Raw genomic sequence first — 22,403 nt, forward strand, 5'->3', positions numbered from 1 at the left:
AGAAAACAAAGAACCGCATTCCCCGGTAGGGGTACCAAGGAGTAAACATGGCCGTCAGCCTCTGCAACCACATTAAAGCCAACGGAACCGGCTGCGAATCGCCCGCCCTGCGCGATCAGGACTACTGCTACTTCCACACCGCACACCGCCAGAGCCAGCGCCGACAGCGCCGCGCCGCCCGCATGAATCTCCCGTTCCAGCTCCCACTACTTGAGGACGCCGCCTCCATCCAACTCGCCATCAACGACACGCTCAACGCTCTCCTTGCCGGCCAAATCGACCACAAAACCGCAGGCCTCCTGCTCTATGGCCTCCAAACCGCCGCCATCAACGTGCGCCACGTCGACCTCGATGTCTCCGGGTTCGACCGCCAAGCCGCCGAATACGACGACGACGAAGCCGACCTCCTCGAAGAAGAAATCGCCGCCGACATCGCCGAAGAAAAGAAACTCGAAGTAGTCGCCGCCAAAAAAACCGAACGCGAAACCGCAAAAACCGCGGCGAACACCGCGACTCTCCCCGGGAAAAAGCCCGCCGCGCGCGCCGAAACCACCGCATCCGAGCGCAAAGTCGCCGTCGGCGCCAATCCAACTCCGCCGACCGCGCCGAAATCCCAGTCGCGCAGCGACGGAATGAAATAGCCCACCGCGTAAGCGGTGGGAAATGGAAGAGGAAAAGAAAGGAGAGTCCCCTTCAGGGGACGACCCCGGGAACCTACAACATCCCGCCGGTTTTCGTCGTGAGGATGCTCAACGCCATTTCGAGCTTCTCAATCGCGACATCGAGATCCGGATGGGCGACCTGCTCGCGGAGACTTTTCAAAAGGCTTTGCGCTTCGGCTACATTGGCGCTGGCGTCAGGCTTGGGAGCATTCGGGTCCATCGGTCACCTCGGTGACTATTATCGCGCTTCGGGTTCAAGTGCTCAATTTGCTGAATTGTTTGCCGTGCGCCTCGCGCCCAAACCAGACCACGATGGCGAGACTGATGATGGTGAAAATTTCAAACCCGGCAAGCGCCCAGCGATATCCGAAATGATCGCGCAGCGCGTACTCAATGTTGTTCGTACCGGACGCAAACAGGATGCCGAGTTGATAGGCAAAGCCCGGCACGAGCCCGCGAGCCGCGTCAGGCGCAAGCTCGTTCAGGTGCACCGGCACAACGCCCCACGCGCCTTGAACGCCGACTTGCATCAGGAACGCCGCGGCCGCAACCACGACCAAGCCGTGGCCGAATGCCCAGGCGGGAATCGTGAGGAACGACAGGAAGAGGGCGAAGACAATTCCCTTCCGTCGCCCCATTCGCTGCGAGATCAGGCCGAAGATGATCGCCCCGACAATCGCGCCAATGTTGTAGATGATCGCAATATACGAAACCCATGCGGCGCTGAGATTGTGTTCGGTTTTCAGGAAGTCAGGATAAAGGTCCTGCGTGCCATGCGAGAGGAACATAAACAGCGTCATCATCACGAGCAGATATGCAAACGATTTCCAATAGCCCGCGAACACCCGCATGATGTCAGACACCTTATTCGCGGCATGCTCCTTCCACGCGTCGGATTCGGGCACATGCCAGCGGATGTACAACGCCAATACCGCCGGTATGCCTCCGATCCAGAACATCCATCGCCAACCGAGACCTGGAAAAACGAAACGATAGGCGAGCGCCGCCAGCAAGTATCCGGCGGAATAGCCGCTTTGCAAGACACCGGAGACCATACCGCGCAAACGCTGTGGGATGCTCTCCATCGCCAGCGATGCGCCAATTCCCCACTCGCCGCCCATGCCGATACCGTAGAGCGCGCGGAGCAGCAGGAAGACTTTGTAATTCGGAGCGAAGCCGCAGAGCACCTCGATCAGCGAGAAGTAGATGACATTCGCCATGAACGGAACGCGGCGTCCGAACCGGTCCGCCAGCAAACCGAACAGGAACGCGCCCACCGGACGCATCGCCAATGTGATCGTCATGGTGAAGACGATTTCGGATTTCTTTACCGCGAACGCTTCTGCGAGGGTGCCGAGCATGAACACCACGACGAAGAAGTCGAACGCGTCCATCGTCCAGCCGAGGTAGCCGGCGAGAACTGCATGGGTGCGTTGCGAGGTGGTCAGGCCGGAGGCGCTTCCGGGGGCGGTGTCCATAGGAACTTCGTGTGTTTATACCACGAGATACAAAGATGGATTTTAACTGGCTTGTACCGAAGGGATTCGGCGATACTGTCGCCCGACCTGCTTGCGATTTTTTCGCTCCATCCTGTTGGCCGCGATCGCGCTCTTCGTGTGCGCGACAACGATGCACGCGCAAGCGCCGTTTGTTACCGACGATACCGCCGTCGCCAATTACCGCCAGTTTCACTTCGAGTTCACCAACGAGTTCGACTTCCTCAAAGAGAGCGACTACCCGAGCCTTCACCAGAACACCGCGAACTTCAAGTTCAGCTACGGCATCTGGAAAAACGTGGAGATCGGCGGCGACAACCAGCTTCTCAGCATCACCAGCGCTCCGAACGATACCTATCCCGAGTTCGCGTTGGGATACGGCGACTTCGACTTCTCAGTCAAGTGGCACATCTGCGACGAGAAGGGGAAACGGCCGAGCTTTGGCGCCAGCCTGAACATCGAAGCCCCGACCGGCGACGAGAGCAAGCAGCTTGGCACCGGTATTGCCGACTATTACCTGAACTTCATCGGACAGAAATCGCTGCCGAAGAAGAACACACTGCGCGTGAATGGCGGCATCTACTTCGCCGGCAACCCCGCAACCGGTGCGGTGGGCGACCGAATATCCTCGGGATTCGTCATGACCGGCGACGTCTCGCTCATTCACGACTACACCGACAAATTCTCGCTGGGCGTGGAACTCGCGGGCGCCGGCACCTTCAACCAATTGCTCGGCAAAGGCCAGCTGCAAACCGAAATTGGTGGTATGTACCAGGTAAACAAGAAGTCCAGTATCGTGTTCGGCTTCATCGCCGGGTTCTACCGCGACAGCCCGAAGTACGCGCCCGTGATTGGGCTCGAACACGACTTTTAGCCGCCCCAAGCTTCTCGGCAGCAGGCGCTCGCGCCTCCTCCAATTGATTTAAACTGTCCGGTTGCTGATTTACGACTGAAAGGATTCTCATGGCCCGTACTCCCGGACTTTATGCCACGTTTGAGACGAGCGAAGGCAATATCGTGGTTCGTCTTTTTGAAAAGGAAGCGCCAAAAACAGTTAAGAACTTTGTTGACCTTGCCGAGGGCAAGCGCGAATGGACGCATCCCGGAACCCGCAAGAAGTCGAGCGATCCGCTCTACAACGGCACGATCTTCCATCGCGTGATTCCGAACTTCATGATCCAGGGTGGCGACCCAATGGGTTCCGGCTTCGGCGGCCCCGGCTACCAGTTCGAGGACGAGACCAAGGGCTCGCCCCACAAGTTCGATAAGCCCGGCAAGCTCGCTATGGCCAATAGCGGTCCAAATACAAACGGATCCCAGTTCTTTCTCACAGTGGCTGCGACGACCTGGCTGACAGGCAACCACACGATCTTCGGTGAGGTCGTGGAAGGGATGGATGTGGTGGAGAAGATTGTGAACGTCCCGCGCAGCCGTCAGGACAAGCCGAATAGCGATGTGTCTATCAAGACAGTCAAGATCGAGCGAGCGGAGTAACGTTCTGCAAATTCAAAAGGGCGAGTTTACCGACTCGCCCTTTCTTCGTGCCTATAAGTGCATACTGCACGCGGAGAACCTGAATGGAATCTATATACCGAACGTCTCGCGGGCGGATGTAATCGCTGCCACGAGACCGGGAATTGTGTACTCCTCTGCCTGGATATTCACCGGCAAATTGAACTCTCGCAAGGTTGCTGATGTCACCGGCCCAATGGAAGCCGAGCGAACGCCGTCCCTGAAACACTTTGTCGCCGCTCGTTTCCCTATCAGTTCCACGAAGTTCTTCACCGTAGAAGAGCTCGTGAAAGTGATTACCTGCGGCTTGTTCTTCAGGCTGTGCAGAGCATCACTCAGCTTCCCACGCGACTTCTCCGGCACAACCGTCTCGTAGGCCTCGACAACATCGACGTTCGCACCGGCGCGACGCAATTCGTTCGGAATGACATCGCGCGCAACTTTGGCGCGAACCAGCAGTACGCGCTTCCCTTTCACCTTACGCGCGAGTGCCTCGACAACGGCTTCGGCGACATATTCTTTTGGCGTAACTTCAACCTTCAGGCGTTGCCCCTCGATAGCTTTCTTGGTTGCAGGGCCGATCGCGGCGATCTTCAGCTTTTCGAACAGGTCGGGACGCAGCTTCAGTTTCTCCAACCTCCTGAAAAGAGCGTTCACGCCGTTCACGCTGGTCAGAATGAGCCAGTCGTAATCGAGCACGCTGCGGATGGCAGTATCCATCGGCGCGAACGACTGCGGCTCCCGTATCTCGATGAACGGGATTTCCAGTACCCTGGCGCCGCGCGCCTTCAGTTCGACAGAAAGTGCTCCAGCCTGCTTCCTGGCGCGAGAGACGAGCACGCGCACACCTTTCAGCGGCAGAGTTTCGGCTGGTTTGGATCGGCTCGGCATGCGGTTATGGCTGCGCTGGCGCTGCGATGTTCTGGCTGTAGACGTCTTCGAGGATCTTCGTCGCGCCGCGGGCGAGCAGCGTCTTGCCGACTTCCTCGCCAAGGTGCGCAGGATCCGCGCCGGATTTCGATTCGCGCAAGATCTCCGATCCATCGGGTCGCGCGCAGATCGCGGTGAGATGCACCTGTCCGTCTTTCACTTCCGCAAAGGCGCCAATTGGCACCTGGCATCCGCCGCCAAGCTGATTCAGCAGAGCCCGCTCGGCGGTCGTCGTGGCGCGCGCATCGTAATCATTGAGGAAGCTCAGAATCTCGCGCATGCGCGTGTCGCCGAGGCGAATCTCGATGCCGAGAGCTCCTTGCCCTGCTGCCGGGCACATCACGTCTTCGCTGATAATCTCCTTCACCAGTTGCGTCTTGCCCAAACGATTCAGGCCGGCGAAGGCCAAGATGATGGCGTCGTACTCGCCTTGTTCGAGTTTGCGAACCCGCGTATCCACATTGCCGCGCAGCGGGAAGATTTCGAGGTCCGGGCGGATTGCTTTGATCTGCGCTTGTCGCCGCAGGCTGCTGGTGCCAACCTTCGCGCCTTGCGGAAGACCGGAGATGCTGTCGTACTTCACGGAGAGAAACACATCGCGCGGGTTCTCGCGCTTGGTTACCGCAGCGAGTTCGAACCCTTGCGGCAGTTCGGTCGGCAAGTCTTTCAAGCTATGAACAGCGACATCGACTTTGCCGGCCGCAAGTGCCTCTTCGATCTCCTTGGTGAACATGCCCTTGGTGCCGACCTTGGCTAACGCGACGTCCAAAATCTTATCGCCGGTGGTCTTGATGATCTCAAGTTCGACTTCGTGTCCGCGCTCGCGCAAGAGGGCGGAAATATGATTGGCTTGCCAGAGTGCAAGCTGCGAACCGCGGGAACCGATACGTAAGGTTGCCATAAACTGCGGTGTCTACTTTCCTGGACCGCTCTGCGGCGGCCCTGTCTTAACTGTCTCGTCCTTCGCCTTTTCGTGAAGGTTGAAGATTCTTTTTACCAACTCGATCACGGTGGTGGACTCCGGCTCTTTCGCTGCCGTTTTCAACGTGGTGATCGGCGTGTGCATGATCTTGTTGATGATGCCTTTGGTCAGTGCATCTACCGCCATTTCCTGCTCAGGAGAAAGTTCGCCTAAGCGGCCGCGCAGGCGATCGATTTCAGCTTGCCGTACCGTTTCCAAGTGTTCCTGCAAGGAGACGATCGTCGGGACAACATCGAGCGTGCGGAGGCGTTCCTCGAACTTCTCTACTTCGGCGTTAACGATTGCTTCCGCGTGCGCCGCTTCGTCTTTGCGATCAGAGATGTGCGAGTGGACCACCTGCTGCAGATCATCGATGTCGTAAACGAAGATGCCGTCGAGCTCGTTCATCTTCGCGTCCACATCGCGTGGCACGGCGATGTCGAGGAAGAACATCGGACGGTTCTTGCGGCGGCTCAGGAACTTCTCGCCGTGTTCTTTCCGGAAAATCGCAATCGGAGCGCCTGTCGAACTCAGCACGATGTCGGCTTTATCCACCGTCTCGTACAGGTGCTCAATAGGAACGGCCTCGCCATTGAACTTCTTCGCGAACGCCACGCCGCGCTCGTAGGTGCGGTTGGCGACGTAGATCTTCTCCACGCCGTGGGCGACGAAGTGTCGTGCTGCCAATTCGCACATCTTGCCGGCGCCGACGATATACACCGACCGCCCTTGCAACGAGCCGAAGATCTTCTTTGCGAGCTCCACCGCGACCGAGGCGATTGAAACCGACGAACTCGCAATCGAAGTGTCTGTCCGGACGCGCTTTGCGACCGCAAATGCCCTGGTTAGCAGCGCGTCCAATTGCGAGCTCACGGCTCCCACGGCTCTTGCTGTGGCGTATGCCTCTTTCACCTGCCCGAGAATTTGCGGCTCGCCGACGACCATCGAGTCCAGACTCGATGCCACGCGGAACATGTGTCGCACGGCTTCCGTGGAGCGATATTCATACAGATATTGTTCGTATTGGGCGGGATCGATGTTGTAGAGCTGCTTCAGGAATCCGCGCATGTCGGCGTTGCCGTTGACCGATCGTGCCACCATCTCCACGCGATTGCAGGTGGAGACGATCATTCCCTCTTCGATCCCCGGATAACTCGCCAGCAGCTTGGTCGCTTCCGGCAGCCGGCTCTCGGGGATAGCAAACCGTTCACGGACTTCGACCGGTGCGGTTTTGTGGTTCACGCCAATGACGAAGAAATTCATGAGGCACTGAACCTATGGAGGTGACTGAAGTAGTTCGCCGCCCATGCGCCGACGGCAGCGATGAACGCGAATGCCGCTAAATATGCGGCCTTACGCCCGCGCCAACCAGAGTTCCAACGCGTGTACAACAGCACCATGTAGACGACCCACATGATGATTGAGAGCAGGACCTTGGCGTCGAGAAAGAAGAGGCTTCCGAACTTGTTTTCTGCCAATACTGAGCCGGCGACAAGACCGAAGGTCATAAAGGGGAACCCAAGCAACAAGGCCCGGTAGCCGATCTCGTCGATCGTTTGGAGCGCCGGCAGCCGTCCCGCGAAGCTCGCCGGTTGCTTCGACTTCAAGCTCTTCTCCTGGATCAGATACAGCAAGCTGGCTCCGAAGCTCAGGAATAAACCGGCATATCCCGTGAAAATGAGAACGATATGGATGATCGTCCAGCTGTTCTTCAGCAGGGGAGAAGAGAGCGGAAATCCTTGCGGACCGGTGGCGGATGCAAACGTCAGGAAGAAGACCAGCGGGAAGACGAAGATGCCGGGGGAACTCGTACGGTAGCGCACGAAGAAGATCATGAAAACAACCATGATCACAAAGGCCAGCAGCGATTCCGAGTGATGGACGGAGGCGGTGATCTTGCCTTCCAGAACCGCAAACTCAACCAGGGAGACGAGTTGGAAGATCATCCCCATTCCAACGGCCGGACCGACGAATCGCGTCAGAGCCTCGCCCCGCCTACTCAGCAGAAGAAGCGAGTAGACAAGTCCGAGTCCGTAGAAGACGACCGCTAGCCTGAGCCAAAGCAGTGGCATAAAATCTGTGTCGATTCCCCGCTTACCTTTATCAAAAGTATACAGTTACGCTGTTTCGCCGTAGCACATGAATCACTCGGACGTGTGATGGAGATCACAATTCAGTGGTAATCGGCCAGACGGAGTGGGAAAGTAACGCGGCGGTACAACCGCTGACGTCCGCAAACGCTCCTAGAGGAAGCAATGACGACGCCCTCGCCTATGTCGCACATCTTTAGAAGCCGAATCATTACGCTGGCACTCGTGCTTGGCAATGTGACTCTCGGAATCACGACGTTCATTCAGAGCCGGGTCATCGCCGGCCAAAGCCGCATCATCCATGTTCTCTATCTCGACTCGGCGGAACTGGCGAGCATGAAGATTGCCGCGAACATGGCGAAGGCGAAGAAGAACTAATCCCCAGTTCCAGGCCAAAAGCAAAACCGGCAGCGCTCGGCTGCCGGTTTCTGTCTGCAATCCAGCTCGATTAGTCGTCGCGCTTTTTCAACGTCGGGCGATCATCGTCGTTCGTGCCCTTGCTGTCCGTACTGCCAGTGTTGTCAGCCGTGGTGCGCCGCAGCGTCGGACGGTTTTCCTTCTGGTCCTCGACCTTATGCCGATTCTCGAGGGCGGCAAGACGGGATTTCACTGTCTGAAATTCCGAAGTGTCATCTATGTACTGGTCGCGGGCGGGCAGGATGCGAGCAATCTCTTCTTGAGATTTCTCAATGCGGTCCGGCGTTTGCGGATGGGTTGAGAACGCCTTCGCCAACGTACCCGGCTTCTTCTTTTCCTTCGCCTGCACCTTTTCGAAGAAGGAAATGAACGCCTGCGGATCGTAGCCCGTCGCGTACATGTACTGGAGGCCGAGGTAATCGGCTTCGGCTTCAAAGCCGCGCGAGAACTTGAGGAAGGTCATTGGCAGTGCGAGGCTGACCGCGGACTGCAGCGCATAGCCGAGACCACCACCGACAAAGATCAGAGGAATCGTCGCCAAGTTCGCGATCTGACCCCGGGTCATCTGCCGTGTCGCGTGACGCGCAGCAACGTGAGCGATCTCGTGGGCCATCACGCCGGCGAGTTCCGCTTCTTCATCAGCCGCCAGGATCAGCCCTGAATTCACGTAGAAGAAGCCGCCCGGCAGCGCGAAGGCATTGATCTCGTCCGAATCCACGACCTTGATCGTGAACGGTACGCGCGCGTCGGAATTGCGAACGATGTTCTGGCCGATGCGGTTGACGTATTCCGTCACAACCGGGTCCTGCACCAGCTTCATGCCGGCTTCGATCTGTTCGGAATAGCCTTTGCCCATCCGAATTTCTTTCTCCAGCGAGTACCAGTCACCCGGACTTGTTCCCTGACCGATGTGACGATTGCCAATCGCCGAGACGTCATCGCGCGAGCCATCGTGTTTCACGCCACTCGCTTTCGGCAGATTTTCGGTCGCCTCCTTGGCGAGAGGATCCTTGGTCGCGGTGGAGTCGGTGCCCGCGGCGGGCGCGGCTGTGCTGTCATCGGCGGGTGCCTGCTGCGCGTCTGGCGTCTCACCACCTTGTGTGGCTGCGGGTTGCTGGGATTGAGTGTCAGGATGCGCGGGCGCGGACTGCGCCATGCCGAAACTTGAAAGCGCGAAAGCAGCCGTCACTAGCAGGCGTTTCAACTTCATGGGAGTACTCCCGTTTGTGCGGATATGGCTCAATTATAGGCCTTCTGGAGAAGCATAAGCCCGATTCGGGGCCGTGGCATACATTTCTCTGGGCTGTGAAACACAGATTCGGGCAGTCCGCACGAGCTCCTGCCCCCTGCTTCCACACTTATTTCTTTAGACGTGAATCAACTCTGGGAGGTAGTAGGAGTTGCAAGCTTTTTCTCCGGGTCGCTCGACGGCTCGGATTTCAGGATTTCGATGTCCGTGGCCTTCCACTCTCCACGGTCGTCCTGCTCGGCGGTAATGCGCACCTGCGTCCCCAGCGGGAGCACTTTTGGGATTGGACTCTTTCGGTCAGAAGTAGGAATTTCGCTGTCGTAATGGACTTTTGCGGCGCTCACTTCGACGCGCCGGATGGTGTGATTCCTACCCTCGACATAGACCCATGCGTCGGAATGTTCAGGCCCGTCCACCACGGTTCCGCGAAACGATCCGGGAGTTCCGGCGATGAGCGGAACAGATATGACGAGCGACGCCAACAACCCCACCAACACCTTCATGCCACATCAGATGCGTCTACTCTCGCGGCGGATACGCTCGAATGGTCTGGATTTCAAAATCACCTTAGTACCTGGCTAGAAGCACTTCGCGATATCGCCGCACGCCGACACGAGTTTCTGCAGGTCGGCCGGCGTGAAATCAACTCCAGCCGAAGGCCCTGTCAGTCCTTTGCGGCAGACCTGCACGACTCCAGCGACTTTGTTGTCCTTTACGACCGGCGCTGACATCAGCTTCTGGATAATTGGGTGCTCGTGTTTTTCGCCACCGAGAGGTGCATGTGCACCGGTAAGGTCAACCGACTCGAAGACGCTGACGTGGCGGGTCTGCGCGAAGTTGTTAATGACTTCCGGCTTTTTGCTGGCGGCGGTTCGTCCGGCCACAGAACTGGTGGCGTTCACCGGGATGTAGCCCACATCGTGCAGCTTCATGGGATAGACGAAGATCAACTTCGTCTCTTCAATGCGCAGGATGGCGACTTCGTCCTCCTGCAGCTTGAATTGTTTCGCCATCAAATGGGCAAGCTTCTCGCCATTGAGGGGTGTGAGTCCTTCTTTGGTGCATGCTCCAGCGAGTTCCGCAAGTGAAGTTGCAGGCGTTGCCATGGGGTTCTCCGGTTGGGCTCCGGAGTCTGGGCCGGAGCTAGGGGTTCGGGGGTGAGGGGATTCTAGCCGGGTTTGTCGGAAGCAGCAACCAAAGTTCGTTCCGGGAGGGTTGGGCGGATTTGGTACGGGTCCCCGATATGTCCGTATGCGATGTGACGGCCATCACTTCGTGCTGATGACTGTGCCCATTAGACTTCGCACGATGTGGCTCCTTGCGTTCCTTGACTTGCTAGGTTTGCAAAATTGATAATGCAAGGTTCTTTATCGCACTCCGAGGTCATCATAAGGGGTCGTCTATCGTGGCAGCTTCGGCCAGTCCTACTGTTCAACGGGGAGTGCCTCCCCTCCGCGCCGGTCAAGGCACATCGTTTCTTCTTCGACGCCTTCATTCTCTGAGCGGAATTATCCCGGTTGGGGCCTTTCTGGTGGAGCACTTTGTTTCCAACGCTTTCGCCACCAACGGCCCGCACGCTTATGCCGAGCAGGTCAAGTTCCTCACCGGACTTCCCTTCGCCGAGGCCTTGGAGTGGGTCGGCATTTACATTCCGCTTCTTTATCACGCAATTTACGGTTTTTATATCTGGTTCCGCGGTGAAGGCAATGTCACCGAGTACCCGTGGTCGGGCAACTGGATGTACACCGCGCAGCGCTGGACGGGCCTTATCGCCTTCATCTATATCGGTTGGCACGTGTACACCATGCGTGTGCTCGGTCCACATCTGTTCGGTTACACCAACGGCGTTCCCGGTTACACCCTCGCGTTTGGCAAAGTCCAGAACGAAGTCCTCGTCACTTGGGCGTTTCTGTTCTACGTAGTCGGCATCGTGGCAGCGTCGTGGCACTTCGCTTATGGAATCTGGCTGTTCTGCGCAAAGTGGGGCATCACGGTCGGTGACAACGCTCGCCGGAAGTTTGGCTACGTGTGCGTTCTGATCGCTCTAGCGTTCATATTCACTGGTTTCGCGACGCTCTATTCCTTCCGCTCCTCAAAGTATGCAGGCGAAAACGTGAAGGTTCACGACGTGGAAACGCAGCAGTCGGCTCCCCAGAGCAATTATTGATATCCAGCGGCATTAACCGCTTGCAAGCAGGAACTCATGGCAGCAAATCCTAAGATTATTGTGGTCGGTGGCGGACTGGCAGGACTGTCAGCCGTCATCAAGATCGCCGAAATGGGCGGTCACGTAGATCTCTTCTCCATCGTCCCAGTCAAGCGTTCGCACTCGGTGTGCGCCCAGGGTGGTATCAATGCCGCCAAGAACCTCAAAGGCGAGGGCGACACTACATGGAAGCACTTCGACGACACCATCTACGGCGGCGACTTCCTCGCGAACCAGGCTCCGGTGAAGGACATGTGCGATCAGGCGCCAGGCATCATAGACCTGCTCGATCGCATGGGTGTTCCCTTCAACCGCACTCCGGAAGGCATACTCGATTTCCGGCGCTTCGGCGGCACGCTTTACAACCGGACAGCGTTCGCGGGCGCAACTACGGGGCAGCAACTTCTCTACGCGCTCGATGAGCAAGTTCGCCGACACGAATCGGAAAAGAAGGTCACCAAGTACGAGGGCTGGGAATTCCTCTCCGCCGTAATCGACAACAACCGCGTTTGTCGCGGAATTTGTGCCATCGACTTGCGAACGATGGAAGTGCGGACCTTCCCTGCCGATGCCGTCATCATGGCCACCGGTGGAATCGGCGCGATTTTCGGAAAGAGCACGAACTCGGTGGTTTGCACCGGATCTTCGCAATCCGCGTTGTACCAACAAGGCGCCTATTACGCCAACGGCGAGATGATCCAGGTCCATCCGACTTCGATTCCTGGCGAAGACAAACTTCGCTTGATGTCTGAGTCGGCGCGTGGCGAAGGTGGCCGGGTATGGGTGCCGAAGAAACAGGGTGATAACCGTCCGGCGAAATCCATCCCAGAGTCCGAACGCTGGTATTTCCTCGAAGAGTGGTACCCGAAGTACGGCAACCTGGTGCCGCGTGATGTCGCCACCCGCGCCATTCACAAGGTGGTGTATGAGCACCATCTCGGTATCGACGGCCAACCGATGGTCTATCTCGACCTGACGCACATCGATCGCGAGACGCTGAACCGCAAGCTCGAAGGCATCCTCGAGATTTACGAGAAGTTCGTTGGCGACGATCCGCGTGAAGTGCCGATGAAGATCTTCCCCGGCATGCACTACACCATGGGCGGCCTGTGGGTGGACTTCGACCAGCAGACGAACATTAAGGGCCTGTACGCGGCGGGAGAGTGCGACTACTCCATCCACGGAGCGAACCGGCTGGGGGCGAATTCGCTGATGTCCTGTATCTTCGGCGGCTTCCGGGCGGGCCCGAATGCCGTGCAGTACGCGCGCAATCTTACTGGTGCCGACGCCAACGGCGCATTCGACGCCGAACGCAAGCGCCAGGAAGACATGAACCAGCGGTTGATCTCGAACCAGGGCAACGAGAACCCATTCCAGATCTGGCGTGAACTCGGCGAGTTGATGAGCAAGAACGTTACCGTCACGCGGTACAACAAGAACCTCGACGAGACGGACGCGAAGATCGTTGATCTGCTCGAGCGCTATCGCAACGTGAACCTGAGTGACAAGAGCAAGTGGGCGAACACGTCATTTATCTTTACCCGCCAGCTTTACAACATGCTGCAACTGGCGCGGGTAATCACGCAGGGTGCCCGCATGCGTGACGAATCTCGCGGTTCGCATTACAAGCCGGATTTCCCCGAGCGCGATGATGCCAACTGGCTGAAAACGACCAAGGCATACTTTGCACCCGATGCCGATGAGCCGCGCTTCGAATTCGAACCGGTTGACATCTCATTGATCACGCCGCGCCCGCGCCGCTACGACGTCGCGAAATAGGGACCGAAAATGGCAAATAAGACAGTCATCTTCAAAATCAAGCGCCAGGCCAACCCCGATACCAAGCCGGTATGGGAGGAGTTCGAACTCCCCTGGAAGCCGGGCATGAACGTCATCTCCTCCCTCATGGACATCGCGCTCAACCCGAAAACGCGCGACGGCAAAGCGACGACGCCGATCACGTATGACTCCAATTGTCTCGAGGAGATCTGTGGCTCATGCGCCATGCTCATCAATGGCAAGGCACGCATGGCATGCTCGGCGCTCGTGGATAAACTCGAACAACCGATCAAGCTTGAGCCGTTTTCCAAGTTCCCGGTGGTTCGCGATCTTTCCGTAGACCGGAGTGTTCTGTTCGAGAATCTCAAGGCAGTGAAGGCTTGGGTTCCGATTGACGGCACCTATGACTTGGGATCCGGCCCCAGATTGAGCCCGGAAGAACAGGAAGTCGCCTACCCGCTGTCTAACTGCATCTCGTGTTGCTGCTGCATGGAAGCCTGCCCGCAATTCAATGAAAACACCGGCTTCGTGGGCGCCGCCGCGATATCTCAGGTGCGGCTTTTCAATCAACATCCCACCGGCAAGATGCTTAAGACCGAACGTCTGCACGCGCTCATGGGCGACGGCGGAATCCAGGAATGCGGCTACGCGCAAAACTGCGTGGAAGTCTGCCCGAAAGACATCCCGTTAACCAAGTCGATCTCCAGCGTTGGCGGGCAGGTAATGAAGCAGGCGATCAAGGACATCTTCACCCGCTAGTCGGCATTCGGTTTCAACAGAAAGGCTCCGCACCGCGCGGAGCTTTTCTGTTTCCCTGATCGAATCAACGACGGGTTGGAACGTTTTAAATCTGAACTCTATGCTGGTATTGCAGTCCTGCTTTGCGGTAGGATGCCGCCGTTCGTCCAATCAACCTCTGGGCCTAGAGCCAGGAGTCGTCGATGGCATTGCATCCGATTCTCCCCTTTCGAAAAGTTGTACTTCTCGTCGTCGCAGCCCTTCTTCTCCCTACGCTCGTGTTCGCGCAGGCTTACTTCGGTACAGTAAGCGGAAGCATCGTCGATACCAGTGGGGCCGTCGTGCCCGGCGTCAATGTGACGCTGACTGACATGCAAAAGGGCTTCACATTCCATGCGCAATCGGGCAGCGATGGACACTACCTCTTCCGCTCCATTCCCCCGGGGGTTTATCGGGTTTCAACCGAGGCTACGGGCTTCGAGAAAGCGACCAGCACCAACGTCAAAGTTGATATCAACGAGAACGCCACAGCGAACCTGACTCTCAAGGTGGGCACGACCACCCAGACCGTGGATGTTGCCGGGAATGCTCAGAAGATTGAGACCGAGGACGCGGAAACCGGCCAGGTCATCAATCGGAAATTCATCAACGATCTGCCCCTCATTAGCCGCTACGTGATGGACTTGACCTACTTAGCTCCCGGCGTGGCCGACATGGACGACCAATGCCCGAACTGCGGTGGAACGAATTTCGTTTCTAACGGGAGCCGTGGTGCTTCGGCCGACATCTTGCTAGACGGTGCCTCCACCACGAATTTCGAACCGAACGGTGGCGTGACGCAAGCAACGTACTCGCCGTCTCCGGAAGCGGTAGAAGAGTTCAAGGTCGAGCAATCGAATTTCAGCGCGGAATACGGATTCTCAGGAGCGAGCGTCATCAACATGGTGACGCGCTCTGGGACCAACAAGTTTCACGGCAGCGTGTACGACTATCTGCGTAACCAGGTGCTGGACGCCAACAACTGGTTCAGCAATTACTACGGGGATCCCATACCGGCGCTGAAGCGGAACAACTATGGAGTCACCATCGGCGGACCGATCATTAAGAACAGGACCTTCTTCTTTTTCGATTACGACGGTTTCCGCGAATCATCCGCGAGTTCGGCAACGGCGGGTGTTCCCACCGACGCCATGCGGGCCGGCGATTTCGGCGAGGTATGCAGTGAAAAGGGCGGCAGCTTTGACTCCCACGGCATCTGCAGCGTTACGGCCGGACAAATCTACGATCCCTATCAAGGTGTGTACGATCCCGGCAACGGTGGAACCAACCGCAATGTCGCCATTCCGTACAACAACCTGGCCACTTACGCGAGCCCGGGAAACGCGGCGTTGATTGGCAGTCCGTATCAACTTCCGGTTCATCCCGGAAACCTGATCGATCCGGTAGCGCAAAAGATGATGGGCCTCTTCCCGAAGCCGAATATTTCGGGTGGATCGATTTACCAGAACTGGTATAGCTCAGGTGCTTCACAGGGATTCAACGATCAACTCGACTTCAAGATCGACCACCGTGTCTCGGAGAAGAACCTTCTCAGCGGTAAGTACTCGCACCACTGGAACCACAACGCTGGGTTCAACTGCTTCAAGAATTTCATTGATCCTTGCCAGGGCGGCCCCAACGAGTCAAGCGCAAACCTGTTCGCGATCATGACACCCATACGTTCAGCCCGACATTCCTGATGAATGTTACGTTCGGCTTTACGCGCGGCACGCTGAAAATTCAGGCCTACAATCCGCAAGGTGTCGATGATCCGCTGGCCAATCTTGGCTTCCCGTCTTACCTCTACAGCGCCGGCTTTAAGGGTGTCCCCGCGATTTTCATTGGGGACGGCTATTATTCCGCCGGTTACACCAGCGCCGGAACAGACCCCTATGGCAACTACAAGCAGGGACAGAACTCTGGACAACTCACGGTCAGCTTCGACAAGGCCCACGGGAAACACGAAATAAAGTTTGGATGGGAAGGCAGGATTCGCCAGCAGAACTATATCCAGACCAACGCTCCTGTGGGCACCTTCAATTTTGGTTTCCGTGGCTCTTCGGCGTGCCCCAACGATATCGATACGTGCGGCGGCGACGGTATGGCCAGCTTCATGATGGGCAACGTGGATAACGGAGGCGGGACGTACGAAATGCAGTTCGAGCCGGCTACGCAGAACTTCATGTATGCCTGGTATGTCCAGGACAACTGGAAAATAACGTCGAACCTTACGCTGAATCTCGGAGTTCGCTACGATGTCTCTCTGCCCCGCACCGACCGGCACAATCGCCAAAACTGGTTTAACCCAAATGTAAAGTCGCCATTGAATAACGGAAGCCTCAGCTACACCGACGAGGTCACCGGCCAGGACGTCACGCTCTCACTGAACGGCGGGGAGCAGTTCGCCACCTCGGACCAGCGCTACAACTACGTGACGGACTGGTCTGATATCCAACCTCGCTTCGGCTTTGCCTGGCAGGCTCTGCCGAAAACCGTGTTGTGCGGCGGATACGGGATTTACTACGGACAATCTCGCTCCGGCGCCAGCGGTGTTGTGCCCTACGGCAGCCAGGGTTTCAACCAGTACACCGGGATGATCACGACTTACCAGAACCTTGGGAACACGCAGTACACGCACCTCGATAACCCATTCCCCAACGGCCTGCTGCTGCCTCCCGGCAATTCCCTTGGACTGATGAACGACGTAGGCTATTACGCCGTCGGCCCGCTGCACACTCCCGGCGCAAATCAAACGCCCTACGAGCAAAGCTGGACATTGGGCTTCGAGCGCGAAGTTGGTTGGAACGTGTTGGTCGGCGCCAATTATCTCGGCAAGAAAGGCACGCATCTGCCGTTCAGCGGCGCCAATCAGTTGGACACTCTCGGCCCGTGGATTGAAGGCTTGTCTCAGGATCAAGTAGGCAATCTCCTCAATGTCCAGGTCGACAATCCGTTCGCCGGCATCATCACCGATCCCAACAGTCCACTCTCGGCACCGCAGGTATCGCGTTCCCAATTGCTCGTGCCTTACCCGCAATTCACCGGTGTGGGTACGGACGTTCGAATGATCGCGACTTCGATCTACAACGCGCTGCAAGTAACAGGTGAGAAGCGTTTCAGCAACGGCCTTCAGTTCCTCGCCACCTACACCTGGTCGAAGTCGATCGACAACTCGTCCGTTGCCGATGACAACGTGACGTGGCTCGGCAGTTTTACGAGTTTGCAGGACCCCAATAAACCATGGCTCGAGCGTAGCCTCTCAACCTTCGACATTCCGAACATCCTGCAGGTCAGCTACACCTACGACCTGCCCGTCGGCCACAATCGTGCGTTCTTGAACGGCATGCCCAGGGTTCTCGACGCCATTATCGGCGGCTGGAGCACCAGTGGCGTGTGGCGCTTCTCAAGCGGCCGTCCCATCACCCTGACCCTGGCCGACGGTACATCTCTTCCGACTTATGGCGCCCAGCGACCGGACATCGTCGGCACTCCGAAACGCAACACTGGCAGCGATTGGATTTTCAACTACTTCGTGGATCCCAGTGTCTTCCAACTTCCGGAGCAGTACGCGCTTGGAAATGCCCCACGCGCCTACGGTGGCATCCGCACGCCATCGGTGTTCACCACGAACCTCTCTCTGTCCAAGCAGTTTGCACTCGCTCGCGTCCGTGAGGGTATGAATCTCGAGTTCCGCATCGACGCGCAGAACGCTTTCAATCACCCTGTCTTCGGAACGCCGGATCTGACGGTTGACGATGGCAGCTTCGGTCAAATCAGCTACACGTCAGTCGGGCCGCGTCAGGTTCAGATCGGCATGAAGTTCAACTTCTAGGTCGAAGTCGGCACAGAAAATGAAAAGGCTCCGCACCACGCGGGGCCTTCGTCATCTCCGATCTACTTTGGCTGCACTTCGACTGCATCTTTCAACACGTCTGATTTATTGACCGTGATTTGTTTACCTTTGGTGCCGTATGACGCGATGACCGCAGGCTTCGCCCAATCCAAGTCCCATCCGTCCTCGATTGCCAGAATCGTGTACTTCCCCGGGATGACGTTCGGAAGCGAGAACGTTCCATCGAAATCGCTCTGGTCGCGGCGGAACATTTCGTGATGGTTCTCGGGATCCTCCGGAACGAGCACAACCATCGCCCCAGCAAATCCCTTCCCCTTGCGGACGACTTGGCCTTCAAGCGTTGCCGTGCCCGGGACCGCGGTGATTACGACATCGGTGGCGCTTCCCGAACCGAGTTCCAACCCGTGTCCTTCGACCGCGGAACCGTTCTGCACCACTCGCGTGACTGCGAAGCGTGTCGTATTCGATCCGATCAGGACTTCGTACTTCCCATGTGCGACTCCGTTGATCTTGGCTTCGCCCTTTTCATCGAGTTCGGTGAAGTTTGAAATTCGACCGCGACCGTTGCGCAGCGCAAACTGCATCTTCGGAGGCAATTTTGTCCAACCCGTTACCTGCAGCGTCACATTGATGGAACCGGCCTCTTGCGCATCCGGTTGTTGCAGCTCCTGGGCCTCGCCACTGAGGTCCATCTCGGTTGCGCTCTGATACTGATTGCCCTCTCGCGCGTGGACCAAGTACCTTCCGGCAGCAAGTCCCGTTATCTCCAAAACCCCAGGTGAGCTGTTCGATTGGATGCCTTGCTCCGCAGACTCTGGTCCATCGAGACCGGGCTGCTCAAGGGCGGGCGGATTCATGCTGCGGGTGGCGGGATCGTATCTGTAGACGAGATGGATCGCCTGCTCGGGCGCGAGATGGAAATCTACGGATGCATGATCACCGCCACGCAACGGAATCGGCGTCGCCTCCTCTGGTTCGGTCGTATCTGAGTAGTACGTCGTTGGATAGGCAACATCCAAAGCACGATCTACGTGGTACGTCTGCTCCGGCGGTGCTGCGGCGAATGGATGCACCGCGTACCAGGGCTCCGCATGCACAGAAAGGAAATATGTTCCGGCTTGCAGTGGAGTGATCTCATATTGACCAAGATCGTCAGTCACTTGGTTACGAATGACCTGGATGTGCGGCATCCCGGAGTTCCGAAACTCGCGCGATACCGCCACGATCGCGCCTCTTACAGGTTCGCCGTTCTCATCCAAAACTCTCCCCGAAATAATCCCGCTCGGCGCCAGCTTGAATTTCAGATGCTCGGTATCGAAGCCAGCGCCGGTCACGATGGCGGTCGAGAACGTTTCATGCTGGTCAAACGCTGACGCGATAAATCCTTTGCGCGCCGCTTGCAAACTGAATTTTCCAGCCGGCACCTGGAACTCGAAGTGGCCATCGTCGCCGGTCATGACTGTCTGTACACTCTGGCGCGCTTTCGTGTCTTGTACGACCACTCGTGTGCGCGCCAGCGGTTCGCCTGTCGTCAAACTCACGACGGCGCCCGCAATGCGATAAGCCCCGGACGGAATCGTGGTAAACGGTGGCGGCTCCTGCGCCAAGGACAGCGCCGAGACTGCGACCAGGCCGAGCACCCACCGTTTCATCGTGCGGCCTCCACGAGGGGGACTCGAAGGTTCAACTGCTGATCTTCCACCACTCTCACTACTACGCCCTTGGATTCGAACCTGCGCATCGCTTCGGGGTTCGTGTACTCCAAGTCGCTCACCTCGTTCTTGAATGCCAGAACTCGGTACACCCCGGGAGCCAAGGGTGTTGACTGAAAGTGCCCATCATTCGTGACCGTCGATAGGGAAAACTGGCCGCTGGAGTCCTCCGTCGGCACGCAGTAAACGTACGCGTACGGTTTCGAGAGATCGGCGATGGTCTGATTCCCTGCTGGATTCGCGGCTGGCGATCCTTCAATCTCGCCGTGAATATCAGCCTGCGAGTCGCGCAGTGTGATCTCGATCGGTTCGTTTGGAACTCCTGTTTCGACAACCAGTGGTTTGCGCAGCAAATCCACTCCGCCGGAACTGACCGACGCGGCGTAGCCGTATACCGGCAGCACCTTCACCCAGTAGCGGCCGGGACGAACGTGCAGAACGACAAGCGCGCCTCCAGCTTCTAGCGACTGGTCAAGCCAGGAACTGTTCTGGCCATCCTCCGAGGTCAACATCACGTTCGCGAGAGGGTTGCGCGCGTTCGAACGTGGCCCTTGGTATACCACTCCCCTCCTGTCATTCTCGTGCCGGAATGCGGTGGTAACTTGCACGGGAATGGTCCGGCTCGCCGCCAGAGGCATCGAGGAGGCCCGCAGTTCGGCCCCATTCACCGTGATCGTCGCTTTACCATCCATCACTGGATTGAAGGTGCTCGCGCGCACGGTGTAGGAACCGCTCGGCAGCCATCCGGTGATGGTGTCTTCCTGCCGCGAATATCCAAGCGAATAGCCGGGGCTGTTGCTGCCGTGCGGCAGAACACTGACCTGCATTCCGTTCGGCGGCGCGTCTTCAACTGGAATACGCACCCGGAAATACGGCTGCCGAGTAAGCTTTAACTCGATATCCTGGATTCGTCCTGGCGTGAGCTGAATCATTGCGGCACTGTCGAAATCCGGCGCGTTCGGAAAATAAACCGGAGGATAGCCGTAGAGCTGCCCTCCCGGCACAATGTCCTGCGGATCGCGGTCCGTCGCCTCATGCGTGATCACGCGATAGACGCCGGCCTGTAATTCTGCGAACCGGAACTCGCCGTCGGATCGGGTGAGAGTTTCTCCGGCGGGAATCCATTTCGCGCGACCGTCCTCCACCTGCTTACGGAATATCTGCACCCGGACCTGCTGCTGCACCTCGGACTTCGAAATCAGCACGTGGCCGACGATCTTCGCTTCAGGAAGCAGTTCGATGGTCAGGTTCGTCACATCGGGGCCGAAGAACTGCAGTTGTCCTTCTTCCGCGAGAAAGCCAGGGCGTCGCGCCATTAATGCGTTCGGTCCCCAATTCACTTGGACTCCAGCTAGTGCCCCTCCCTGCGTCGTCGAACCACTCTTGTTTTCCGCTTGCGGGCGCTCGAACTCGAAGTGACCGCGGTCGCCGGTCATGGTTGCAAAGCGATGGTCGGGGGAATACACGAGCGCGTGCCCGATGGGCTCTCGGGTGAGTGCATTAATGACGGTACCTTCGATATGGTCTGCAATGGCCGGCTCCGGCGGTACGGCAGCCGTCGGCTGGGCCGGTGTGCACACCACCCCCGTGGTCGCTACCACCAGCAAGGCCAGAACGTATTTTTGAAGCGCGCAGCCCATCCGGTTCTCCGGCGCCAACAGCGTACACGAGCAAGCAAACGTCTAACAGACGCACAATTCGGACCGGCGTCATCGGGTCGCATCGGACTACAAGCAGGGTCGGTTCGGGTGCCATTCCCCGACTAACGTGACGTTGCCACAGTTGCTTCCGGACAACCTAAGTCTCTGGATTTCCCTACACTTCCGGCGCTTTGGTTTGTTATCCTGACACGTCGCCAACGGGCCAATGCACTAGTCCCAGCGGTCATGTACGGACGGGCAGTACTGATATGTAAAAGTGCATCGAATTTATCGGATCGTCATTTATATTGACTCCGACCAAGCGGCACCTACTTTTAGTTTCGGTGGAGTTTTCTTTCGAATGGTTTCTCGCCGGGCCCAACTGGTCTTTCTCTTCCTTGTCGTAATGGCGCTCGCCTCTCAGGCCCTCGCTGTAATCCACACCACGCACAAAACGGTCGCCAAGCCGTCGAAATTCAAACGCACACGCGCCAAAGTAAAGAACGCGCTTTGGAATCCGCTCTTCCGTCCAACCCATGAATCCATGCTGGTGCAGAACGAACAGATGCACGCCATGGAACTTCCTCCTATCAAGAACACCGATGAGCTTGAGGAACTGAAGTCGAACGGCGCCCTGGCGCCCTTTGAAGAATCTGACCATCTCCACATCGCGAAGGGCCTGCCCATGGATCGCGCCTTTGCGCGTCCGTGGACCGTGGACTTCGTGGAAGACGTCGCCCGCGAATACTACGAAGAGTTCGGCGTCCCCCTGCAATTGAACTCGGCGGTACGCACGGTACAAGTCCAGCGCAAGCTGCGTCGCCATAACGGCAATGCCGCTCCCGAGTCCGGCGACATTATCTCCTCCCACCTTGCCGGCACCACGGTCGACATCCAGCGCGGTGGCCTGACCAAGCCCCAGCATCAGTGGCTGGAAAACTACTTCGCCAACCTCAAAGCCCTCGGCCTGATTGAGCCCGAAGAAGAGCGCCGCCACTATTGCTTCCATGTCATGGTCTACCAGGATTATGACAAATGGCGCGATCAGCCAGCTGTGGCCGAAGGCACTCCGTAAGGGTTCTGCGATTCCCAAACGCGGCGGGATGATTCCCGCCGTTT

The 22,403-nt window shown here is 57.6% G+C and carries 21 protein-coding genes; 10 read left to right on the forward strand and 11 right to left on the reverse strand.

Annotated features, from left to right (window positions below; translation table 11 throughout):
• The first annotated feature begins 47 nt into the window (after positions 1-47).
• Positions 48-641, forward strand: coding sequence for a hypothetical protein (locus tag ACID345_RS13185; RefSeq protein ID WP_011523360.1), 594 nt, complete (start codon positions 48-50; stop codon positions 639-641).
• Positions 642-714: 73 nt separating this feature from the next.
• On the opposite strand, the gene ACID345_RS26935 is transcribed toward ACID345_RS13185, so the two are convergent.
• Positions 715-882, reverse strand: a complete 168-nt coding sequence (locus ACID345_RS26935) for a hypothetical protein (RefSeq protein WP_187148823.1) — start codon at positions 880-882, stop codon at positions 715-717.
• Positions 883-916: 34 nt separating this feature from the next.
• Complete coding sequence (locus ACID345_RS13190) at positions 917-2,140, reverse strand: MFS transporter (protein WP_011523361.1); 1,224 nt, start codon at positions 2,138-2,140, stop codon at positions 917-919.
• A gap of 91 nt (positions 2,141-2,231) precedes the next feature.
• On the opposite strand from ACID345_RS13190, the gene ACID345_RS13195 reads away from it, so the two are divergent.
• Entirely contained in the window at positions 2,232-3,032 is an 801-nt protein-coding gene (locus ACID345_RS13195) for a transporter (RefSeq protein WP_041855693.1), read from the forward strand.
• Between the two features lie 89 nt (positions 3,033-3,121).
• Positions 3,122-3,652: a peptidylprolyl isomerase gene (locus ACID345_RS13200; protein WP_011523363.1), complete on the forward strand. Its 531-nt coding sequence runs from the start codon at positions 3,122-3,124 to the stop codon at positions 3,650-3,652.
• Between the two features lie 90 nt (positions 3,653-3,742).
• Here ACID345_RS13200 and ACID345_RS13205 read toward each other — a convergent pair whose 3' ends face one another.
• From ACID345_RS13205 to ACID345_RS13220, 4 genes are read right to left on the reverse strand one after another with little or no spacing between them, the layout of a single operon-like run.
• A complete protein-coding gene (locus ACID345_RS13205) occupies positions 3,743-4,561 on the reverse strand; it encodes a uroporphyrinogen-III synthase (RefSeq protein ID WP_011523364.1) in 819 nt (272 codons plus the stop codon).
• A gap of 4 nt (positions 4,562-4,565) precedes the next feature.
• On the reverse strand, positions 4,566-5,501 hold the full coding sequence (hemC, locus tag ACID345_RS13210) for a hydroxymethylbilane synthase (protein ID WP_011523365.1): 936 nt from the start codon (positions 5,499-5,501) through the stop codon (positions 4,566-4,568).
• Between the two features lie 12 nt (positions 5,502-5,513).
• Positions 5,514-6,824 carry a glutamyl-tRNA reductase gene (gene hemA, locus ACID345_RS13215; RefSeq protein WP_011523366.1) on the reverse strand — a complete coding sequence of 437 codons (1,311 nt, stop codon included), beginning with the start codon at positions 6,822-6,824 and terminating at the stop codon, positions 5,514-5,516.
• A complete protein-coding gene (locus ACID345_RS13220) occupies positions 6,821-7,633 on the reverse strand; it encodes a cytochrome C assembly family protein (protein ID WP_011523367.1) in 813 nt (270 codons plus the stop codon). Before ACID345_RS13220 ends, hemA begins: the two co-directional genes overlap by 4 nt.
• Positions 7,634-7,816: 183 nt before the next feature.
• On the opposite strand from ACID345_RS13220, the gene ACID345_RS13225 reads away from it, so the two are divergent.
• Positions 7,817-8,029, forward strand: a complete 213-nt coding sequence (locus ACID345_RS13225; protein ID WP_011523368.1) for a hypothetical protein — start codon at positions 7,817-7,819, stop codon at positions 8,027-8,029.
• 70 nt (positions 8,030-8,099) lie between these two features.
• On the opposite strand, the gene ACID345_RS13230 is transcribed toward ACID345_RS13225, so the two are convergent.
• From ACID345_RS13230 to ACID345_RS13240, 3 genes are all read right to left on the reverse strand, one after another.
• Positions 8,100-9,278, reverse strand: a complete 1,179-nt coding sequence (locus ACID345_RS13230; protein ID WP_011523369.1) for a M48 family metallopeptidase — start codon at positions 9,276-9,278, stop codon at positions 8,100-8,102.
• 167 nt (positions 9,279-9,445) lie between these two features.
• On the reverse strand, positions 9,446-9,820 hold the full coding sequence (locus tag ACID345_RS13235; protein WP_011523370.1) for a hypothetical protein: 375 nt from the start codon (positions 9,818-9,820) through the stop codon (positions 9,446-9,448).
• A gap of 75 nt (positions 9,821-9,895) precedes the next feature.
• Positions 9,896-10,423: a GAF domain-containing protein gene (locus ACID345_RS13240; protein WP_011523371.1), complete on the reverse strand. Its 528-nt coding sequence runs from the start codon at positions 10,421-10,423 to the stop codon at positions 9,896-9,898.
• 425 nt (positions 10,424-10,848) lie between these two features.
• On the opposite strand from ACID345_RS13240, the gene ACID345_RS13245 reads away from it, so the two are divergent.
• From ACID345_RS13245 to ACID345_RS13265, 5 genes are all read left to right on the forward strand, one after another.
• On the forward strand, positions 10,849-11,484 hold the full coding sequence (locus tag ACID345_RS13245) for a succinate dehydrogenase (RefSeq protein ID WP_228370647.1): 636 nt from the start codon (positions 10,849-10,851) through the stop codon (positions 11,482-11,484).
• A gap of 36 nt (positions 11,485-11,520) precedes the next feature.
• Positions 11,521-13,302, forward strand: a complete 1,782-nt coding sequence (sdhA, locus tag ACID345_RS13250; protein WP_011523373.1) for a succinate dehydrogenase flavoprotein subunit — start codon at positions 11,521-11,523, stop codon at positions 13,300-13,302.
• 9 nt (positions 13,303-13,311) lie between these two features.
• The gene (sdhB, locus tag ACID345_RS13255; protein ID WP_011523374.1) at positions 13,312-14,061 is read left to right on the forward strand and encodes a succinate dehydrogenase iron-sulfur subunit; all 750 of its coding nucleotides are present in this window, start codon (positions 13,312-13,314) and stop codon (positions 14,059-14,061) included.
• Positions 14,062-14,243: 182 nt separating this feature from the next.
• On the forward strand, positions 14,244-15,779 hold the full coding sequence (locus ACID345_RS13260; protein WP_011523375.1) for a TonB-dependent receptor: 1,536 nt from the start codon (positions 14,244-14,246) through the stop codon (positions 15,777-15,779).
• Complete coding sequence (locus ACID345_RS13265) at positions 15,779-17,911, forward strand: hypothetical protein (protein ID WP_011523376.1); 2,133 nt, start codon at positions 15,779-15,781, stop codon at positions 17,909-17,911. Before ACID345_RS13260 ends, ACID345_RS13265 begins: the two co-directional genes overlap by 1 nt.
• A 62-nt stretch (positions 17,912-17,973) precedes the next feature.
• Here the strand turns inward: ACID345_RS13265 and ACID345_RS13270 are convergent, their stop codons facing one another.
• Positions 17,974-19,584 (reverse strand): carboxypeptidase-like regulatory domain-containing protein, encoded by a 1,611-nt coding sequence (locus ACID345_RS13270; protein WP_011523377.1) that lies wholly within the window; start codon positions 19,582-19,584, stop codon positions 17,974-17,976.
• Complete coding sequence (locus ACID345_RS13275) at positions 19,581-21,284, reverse strand: hypothetical protein (protein WP_011523378.1); 1,704 nt, start codon at positions 21,282-21,284, stop codon at positions 19,581-19,583. The genes ACID345_RS13270 and ACID345_RS13275 overlap by 4 nt, the downstream gene beginning before the upstream one ends.
• 361 nt (positions 21,285-21,645) lie before the next feature.
• Between ACID345_RS13275 and ACID345_RS13280 the strand changes: the two genes are divergently transcribed.
• Complete coding sequence (locus ACID345_RS13280; RefSeq protein WP_011523379.1) at positions 21,646-22,359, forward strand: DUF5715 family protein; 714 nt, start codon at positions 21,646-21,648, stop codon at positions 22,357-22,359.
• Positions 22,360-22,403: the final 44 nt, after the last annotated feature.

The organism is Candidatus Koribacter versatilis Ellin345 (genome assembly GCF_000014005.1).
Lineage (GTDB): Bacteria > Acidobacteriota > Terriglobia > Terriglobales > Acidobacteriaceae > Korobacter > Korobacter versatilis_A.